General features: G+C 30.7%; 8 protein-coding genes. 1 reads left to right on the forward strand and 7 read right to left on the reverse strand.

The features are described from left to right. The first annotated feature begins 196 nt into the window (after positions 1 to 196). On the forward strand, positions 197 to 2809 hold the full coding sequence (locus I4U58_RS11450; RefSeq protein ID WP_195931482.1) for a transglycosylase domain-containing protein: 2613 nt from the start codon (positions 197 to 199) through the stop codon (positions 2807 to 2809). Between the two features lie 234 nt (positions 2810 to 3043). Here the strand turns inward: I4U58_RS11450 and I4U58_RS11455 are convergent, their stop codons facing one another. The 7 genes from I4U58_RS11455 to I4U58_RS11485 all read right to left on the reverse strand — a co-directional run bounded on the left by I4U58_RS11455 (position 3044) and on the right by I4U58_RS11485 (position 7599). Continuing rightward, complete coding sequence (locus tag I4U58_RS11455) at positions 3044 to 3406, reverse strand: SpoVA/SpoVAEb family sporulation membrane protein (RefSeq protein WP_195931483.1); 363 nt, start codon at positions 3404 to 3406, stop codon at positions 3044 to 3046. A 36-nt stretch (positions 3407 to 3442) separates the two neighbouring features. Further along, entirely contained in the window at positions 3443 to 4456 is a 1014-nt protein-coding gene (gene spoVAD, locus I4U58_RS11460) for a stage V sporulation protein AD (protein WP_195931484.1), read from the reverse strand. 12 nt (positions 4457 to 4468) lie between these two features. Continuing rightward, a complete protein-coding gene (spoVAC, locus tag I4U58_RS11465) occupies positions 4469 to 4939 on the reverse strand; it encodes a stage V sporulation protein AC (protein WP_195931485.1) in 471 nt (156 codons plus the stop codon). Positions 4940 to 5127: 188 nt separating this feature from the next. Further along, complete coding sequence (sigF, locus tag I4U58_RS11470; RefSeq protein ID WP_195931486.1) at positions 5128 to 5895, reverse strand: RNA polymerase sporulation sigma factor SigF; 768 nt, start codon at positions 5893 to 5895, stop codon at positions 5128 to 5130. Between the two features lie 27 nt (positions 5896 to 5922). Then, positions 5923 to 6351, reverse strand: a complete 429-nt coding sequence (gene spoIIAB, locus I4U58_RS11475) for an anti-sigma F factor (protein ID WP_195931489.1) — start codon at positions 6349 to 6351, stop codon at positions 5923 to 5925. Between the two features lie 14 nt (positions 6352 to 6365). Further along, on the reverse strand, positions 6366 to 6698 hold the full coding sequence (gene spoIIAA, locus I4U58_RS11480; protein WP_195931487.1) for an anti-sigma F factor antagonist: 333 nt from the start codon (positions 6696 to 6698) through the stop codon (positions 6366 to 6368). A 382-nt stretch (positions 6699 to 7080) separates the two neighbouring features. Further along, positions 7081 to 7599: a folate family ECF transporter S component gene (locus tag I4U58_RS11485; RefSeq protein WP_195931488.1), complete on the reverse strand. Its 519-nt coding sequence runs from the start codon at positions 7597 to 7599 to the stop codon at positions 7081 to 7083. Between the last annotated feature and the right edge of the window lie 93 nt (positions 7600 to 7692).

Raw genomic sequence — 7692 nt, forward strand, 5'->3', positions numbered from 1 at the left:
TTTTCTCTGCAATATTTTATCATTTACATTATTATGAATTATATTGTTAAATCAACTATTTAAAGGATATAATTATACCATAGGATTTTATCTATTATTGAAACTTAATAAACTTTACATATTCTTACAAATTTTAATTAACTATAAAAAGGAAATAAAATATGTTATAATTATGCATTAAGTAAGGAGGTATATCATGAGCAGAGATAACAATAATGATGATAAGAATAAGATTAGAAGAAAAAAAGTTTCTTCATCTTCTAATAATGATGTAAATAACAGTGCATCGAAAAATAATTATAAAAAAGTTTCATCAAAACCTAAAAAACAGAGAAAAAGAAGTAAATTTAAAATTTTCGGAATGGTAATTTTATTTATGCTAGTCACTGGTGTTGCTGTTGGCTCAGCGTTAGTTTTCTCATCTTTAAGAGATACTGAAGTCATAACTAAAGCATTATTAGATGAAAAAACTAATAGTAAAACTATACTGAAATATTCAGATGGAAGTACTTTGGCAGAAGCCGAAACTGGAAATAAAAAGATTCCTCTTAAGAAGTTAAATAATGAAACCGTAAAAAACGCACTTGTATCTATAGAAGACTCTAGGTTCTATGAACATAATGGTGTCGATTTAAAAGGTCTAGCTAGATCAGCTGTTAAGACTATTCTTGGTCAAAAACAAGGTGGTAGTACAATACCTATGCAGGTCTCAAAATTACTTTTAACCTCTCAAGATAAAACTATGTCTCGTAAAATAAAAGATATCTACTATGCTTATGAAATGAGTAAAGTTGTAGATAAAGATGATGTCTTACTTACATATTTAAACAACATGTATGTAGGTAACAGTTTTTATGGAATCGAAGCAGCTGCACAAGGATGTTTTAATAAATCAGCAGAAAAACTTACTTTACCTGAAGCTGCAATGTTAGTTGGTGCTACCAACAATCCATATAAATATACACCATTTAATAAAGCTAAGTTAGACGGTACTGAACAAAGATCTGATTTAGAAAACAAATTAATATTCATTAATCATACTGAAAATGATGGATATGACGATCCTACTGAAGTAGAGCTTAATATGGTTGACAAACTATACTCTTGGGGATTGATTACTGACTATGATACATATAGCCAATTAAAGCAAGGTACTATGATTGTTAGAAAAGCTGTACTTAATCCAAATGCTGTTGGAAGAGCAAAAACAGTTCTTAGTAAAATGAAAGAATTCGGTTATATATCTCAAAGTGAGTATGATCAAGCATGTATAGATGTCGCTAATGTGCAAATTCACATACCTAAAACTATGCAAACAGTAGTTTCAACAGTCGAAGATTATGTATATTATGAAGTTATAAACGCATTAAAAGATCAAGGTTATACTCAGGAAGAAGCTAATAAATTATATTATAATGGTGGTCTTCAAATTCAAACTACTATAGATTCTAGTATGCAAGCAGAACTAGAAGCACAATATAATAATAGTTCTAATTTCCCAGCAAACTCAATTACAGATTCAAACGGTATAACACAACCACAATCTGCTATGGTTATAATTGATTATCATAATGGACAAATTAAATCACTAATCGGTGGTAGAAATATAAAAGGTAAGAGAACTTTAAACAGGGCTACTAATCCAGTTCAACCAGGTTCTACAATAAAACCTCTTTCTATATATACTGCGGCAATTGATACTTTACAAATGACTCAATCAACAGTATTTAGCGATGCAAGAGGCGGATATAAATTTAAAAAGAATCAAATATGGAATCCATCTACAACTACTGCAGGTGCTGGAAATATGAGTTTACGTCTAGGTCTTGCAAAATCATCTAATACAGTTGCAGTAAAAACTGCTGAAAACTTAGGTGATACTTATGAAGATTCTATAGATGTAATGATGGATTATCTTAAAAACTTCGGAATAACAACTGTTGTAGATAGTAAAACTAATAGTTCTAGGACAACAGATAGAACATTCCCATCTTTAGCATTAGGTGGTATGGCTTATGGTATTTCTCCTCTTGAAATGTCAGCAGCTTATGGTGCTTTAGCTAATGGCGGTGTTTATATAGAACCTACTGTATTTACTACAGTTAGTACTTATAACGGAGAATTGATCGTAAAATCTTCTCCAGAAGAACACAGAGTTGTCGATGAAGAAGTTGCTTACGTTATGACAGATATGCTTAAAGCTGTTGTAAAAGAAGGTACTGGTACAGAAGCTTCTATAGGTGAAATGCCTGTGGCTGGTAAAACTGGTACTACTAATAAAAAATATGCTGTATGGTTCGTTGGATATACTCCATATTACGTATGCTCTACTTATATCGGAGATGATGTTGGTAGAAAAGACGCTGATGGAAACAGTATAGCTCTTCGTCCAGTAGAAGAATCAAGTTCAGCAGCAGCAAAATTATGGGCAAGTGTTATGAAGCCTATACATGAAAATTTAGAAGTAATAGATTTTGAAAAACCATCAGGAATAACATTCTATAAAATAAACTTAAATGATGGTGGAATTTCTAACTCTGGTTCAAATGCTGCATTCGTAAACGGAACTTCACCAACTAGAACAAGTACTCATCGTTCTACTGTTCCAAATAACAATGCAACAACAGACGAAGATACTAATGATTCACCAAGTGCTGGTGACGGAGGAAATCCTCCTGACAACAACGGTGGAAATGGTGGTACTACTACTCCTGATAATGGTGGTAACACTACACCTGACAACGGAGGTACAACTCCTGATAATGGCGGTAATACTACTCCTGATAATGGTGATAATGCCACAGAATAATCTAAGACTTTTAGATTAGAACAGTAAAATACTATATCATAAAATATTTAAAATATAGAGATTTTCAAAACATATACTAATTATATTTATCAATAGATATAAATATAATTAGTATATAATTAAAAATAAAATAAAATGCCATGGAAAATATCATTCCATGGCATTTTTTATTATAGACTTAGTATATTAATCCTGTTTACATACTCAATGATGCAAATAATTTTGATAATTAAATCAAGGTTTTGCCTTTGGTGTAAAAATTACAGCCATTACATATCCAAAAAATATCGCTGATGCTATTCCTCCTGCTGCAGCTATTGTTCCTCCAGTCAATATACCTAAAAATCCATCTTTCTTAATACCTTCTATAACTCCATTTGCTAATAAATATCCAAAACCTATGATAGGAACCATCGCTCCCTCCGCAGCAAAATCTACTATTTTATCATAGATACCTAAAAATGTAAGCGCCGCTCCAGTAGTAACATATGTCACCATAACATAAGGTGTTTGCATTTTAAAATAATCCATTAAAATTTGAGCTATTAGGCATATCGTTCCACCGACTAAAAATACTTTTACATACTCTAGAATCATATTTTTCACATCCTCTAATTTTTATAAATCTAAAATCTATTCACTTTCTATTATTACTGCATGTGCAATACATGGAATAGTTTGTTTTTGAAGCGTACTTGTTGGCGATAATAATGCACCCGTCGAAACTAACATTACTTTTTTAAATTCTTTATTTACTAATTTAGGATATATATATGATGCAAATACAGTTCCCGAACATCCACATCCACTTCCTCCACAGTGAACGTCTTGTTCTTCTAAATCAAAAATTTCAAGCCCACAATCTGTATAAACATCGAATATATCTACACCTTTTTGTCTTAATAAATCACAGGTTATTTTTTTACCTAATGTTCCTAAGTCACCTGTCGCAATTAAATCAAATGATTTTGGATCATCTTTTGTATCTTCAAAATATGAGTAAATTGTGTCGACAGCTGCTGGAGCCATAGCCGCTCCCATATTATTTCCGTCATCGATTCCTTTATCTACTACTTTTCCTATTGTTATATATTTTACTTTTGGTCCTTCTCCACTGTTTGAAATAAGGGCACTTCCCGCTCCTGTAACTGTCCATTGAGCCGTCATAGGTTTTTGATTTCCAAGTTCTAGCGGAAATCTAAACTGTCTCTCTGCTGTACAATAATGGCTAGATGTTCCGCAAAGTGCATAATCAGCGAAACCTCCATCAACTACAATGGAGCTAAGACACATTCCAAGTGCCATAGTAGAGCAAGCTCCATATATACCGCAAAATGGTATTTGTAATTCTCTAGCTGCAAATGATGCTGGGAATATTTGATTAATTAAATCTCCACCAAATAAAAAGTGAATATCACTTAACTGCTTTTCTGCTTTTTGTACTGCTGTTTCTAATGCCGTTTGAATCATTTTACTTTCAGCTAGTTCCCATGTTTTTTCTCCATATAAATCATCTTGTAATATAACATCAAACTTATCTTTTAGAGGTCCTTTGCCTTCTTTTGGTCCAACTATAGATGCTGTAGAAATAATAGTTGGACTATTTTCCATTTTCATAGTTCTATTACCTATTCGCTTATTTCTCATTAAATTTACTCCTTACTTAAATATTATTTGTATTATGTAGTAAATAAATCCAAATAAAATAGATGAACCTATACCATATACTAAAACTGGCCCTGCAATTTTGAATAAATTAGCCCCAACCCCCATCACATATCCTTCTCTTTTAAATTCCATAGCTGGTGATACTATAGAGTTTGCAAATCCTGTGATGGGTATTATAGAACCTGCTCCTGCTCTTCTTCCAATCAAATCATAAACTCCTATTCCTGTTAAGAATGAACCTATAAAAATCAATGTTATCGAAGTCCATGTAGCTGCTGTTTTTTTGTCTAATCCGGCTAAATGCATATACGAATCATTTATCGCTTGACCTATAATACATATGATTCCTCCTACTATAAATGCCATGATATAGTTTTTGATGTAGGTTGGTTTTGGACTTATCTCATCTACATAATCTTTATAGTTTTGGTCATTATTTTGTGTATTGTTTTGATTTGGCATACAATCAATCCTTTCCTAACCATATATAGTTAATTTATATATTATTGTTTGAAAAAAAATAAAAAAAATGCATATAACTGAAATTATATTTTCTAAAATGATGTATTAATGTATAAAGATAATAAGTTTGAAATTATAAATTTTCCACAAAGCAAATAATCTATAATTTCCTTAGAATAAAAAAAATCCTACATAGTAATGTAGGATTTTAATTTGTGTAAAACCTTTTTTTCTATTCTAGATACTTGTACTTGGGAGATATCTAGTATTTGTCCTATTTCACTTTGAGTTTTATCCTCAAAGTATCTAAGCATGATAATTTGTCTTTCTCTTTTTTCTAATTTTCCTAGTACTTCCTTCAAAAGAATATTATCTACCACCTTATCTTCTTCATTATCTCCTTTTCGAGATATTTTATCGATAAGGCATATAGGAGAACCTTCTTCTTCATGTATAACTCCTTGTAGATATTCAACAGAAAAATTAGATTCTATTGCCATTACTACATCTTCTTTTTCTACCCCTAATTCTTCTGCTATTTCTTCTATTGTTGGGTCGCGTCCAAGTTTTTTGCTTAGAGCTTCACCCTGCATCTTAACTTTGATGGCGAGTTGTTTAAGAGATCTTGATACTTTTACCATACCATCATCTCTTAAATATCTTTTTATTTCTCCTAATATCATAGGAACAGCATATGTAGAAAATTTTACATTATAGCTAGGGTCAAATTTATATATAGCCTTAATCAAGCCTATAGACCCTAATTGAAACAAGTCATCTCTTTCATAACCAATGTTTGAAAATTTACCGATGACACTTCTGACTAACCCGAGGTTGCTAGATATCAACACTTCCTTAGCTTCTTCATCCCCTTCTTGAACTCTTTGTATAAGCTCTAAAGTTTCTTCATGACTAAGCAAATGCTTTTTTTCTTCTTTTTTGGCAGTTATCCCCATAATCAAACCTCTATTCTATGTTAGAATTTATTTAGGTATTTCTATTGTTTTAGTCATTATAACTTTTGTCCCTTCTCCTACAATTGATGCCACTTGCATATCATCCATAAAACTTTCCATAAATGAAAATCCCATTCCAGAACGCTCTAATTCTGGCTTTGATGTAAACATTGGTTGTCTAGCTTCTTCTATATCTGCTATGCCTTTTCCATAATCCTCGATAACGATTTTTATAGTGTTTTCAATTAATTCACATCTCATATGTACAAATTTGGTTTCGTCTTCTTCATATCCATGAATAATTGCATTTGTTACTGCTTCCGATACAGCTGTTTTTATGTCGGATAGTTCATCTATAGTTGGATCTAATTTAGCTGCAAAAGATGCAACTATTACTCTTGCAAGGCTTTCATTTTCTGATTTTGCGGAAAATTTTACTTCCATAATGTTCATAATATAGTTCCCCCTTATTAAGAATTTATCGCATCTTCATATGATTTGTATACATTGATTATTTTGCCCATTCCCGATAAATTAAAAACTTTTTCCACTCTTGGATTCATATTTATTACAGATACATTTCCATGCGCATTTGCTATTTTTTTATATCTGCCTATGATAACACCTATTCCTGAAGAATCCATAAATTTTATATTTTGAAAGTCGAATATAATGTTTTTTATATTCTTTCTCATTATAATATCATCTACATTTTCTTTTATATAAGTTGCTACATGATGATCTAGTTCTGTTGTTGTAAACTGAACTAGTAATGTTTTATCTTCTAAATAACATTTAATCATCTCGCATCCCTCCCATTGAAGTTTACTGATAATCAATTCTATTTTGTATAAAACGATTCCTTCAAAGAAATAACACTAGTTTTGTTTATTTATGTCTATGATAGTTATATTATAAAACTAAAGAAATACTCAGTATCAGTATGTCCTTATTTGGTATTTATATACATAAAATACAAAAAGTGCCTGTATAAATTTACAGGCACTGTATCTTGTCACTTAGTTACTTAATCACTATAATGAATTATTTGCTTCCATATCTAGCTATTGGTATTGGTATGAATTATTTTATAGTCAATTTACCCTATCTAAATTCGCAGTGACTACTTCTGCTACTATATTTATATTAAAATTAAAATCCCACACTAAATCTCTATTTTTAGCATTAAGCCATTATTTCAGAAGGTTTAGCTATTTTTATAATTATATTCTTCCAAACTAATTGGATAAGTATAGTTTGTATTGGTATCATTATTGCTGCTTTAAAAATACGAGTTGGCAACAATGCAAAGAATCCTTTACCCATTAATATGTGAAGCCATACTGTATCTAAACATAAATTCATTCCTAAACAAACTAAACAAGTTGCTAGTATTATTCTACCCCAAGTTTTTGGATGTTTATATAATACTACACCATAAATTACACCTGTTAAAAATGCTGTAAGTGTAAAACCTGGGAAATAAGATCCACTTGGGAATATCATCATTCCTAAAATATCACCTATTGCATATGCTACACCAGCACTTATAGGACCATACATCATCGCTATTATAGCAACTGGTAAAAATCCAAAACCTATTCTCAAGATTCCTGTATATATTGAGCAGAATCTTGTTAAAATAACCTCTAACGCTATTAATAAACTAATTTCAACTAACTTTTTTACATTACTATTTTTCATAAATTTCCTCCTATTTTAGCTAGGATATATAAATAATTGATTTATATATCTTAAAGGAGCAAAAAATATAAAAATTATATATATTTCTATAAT

The sequence above is a fragment of the Clostridium sp. 1001270J_160509_D11 genome (genome assembly GCF_015667935.1).
Classification (GTDB): Bacteria; Bacillota; Clostridia; order Peptostreptococcales; family Peptostreptococcaceae; genus Intestinibacter.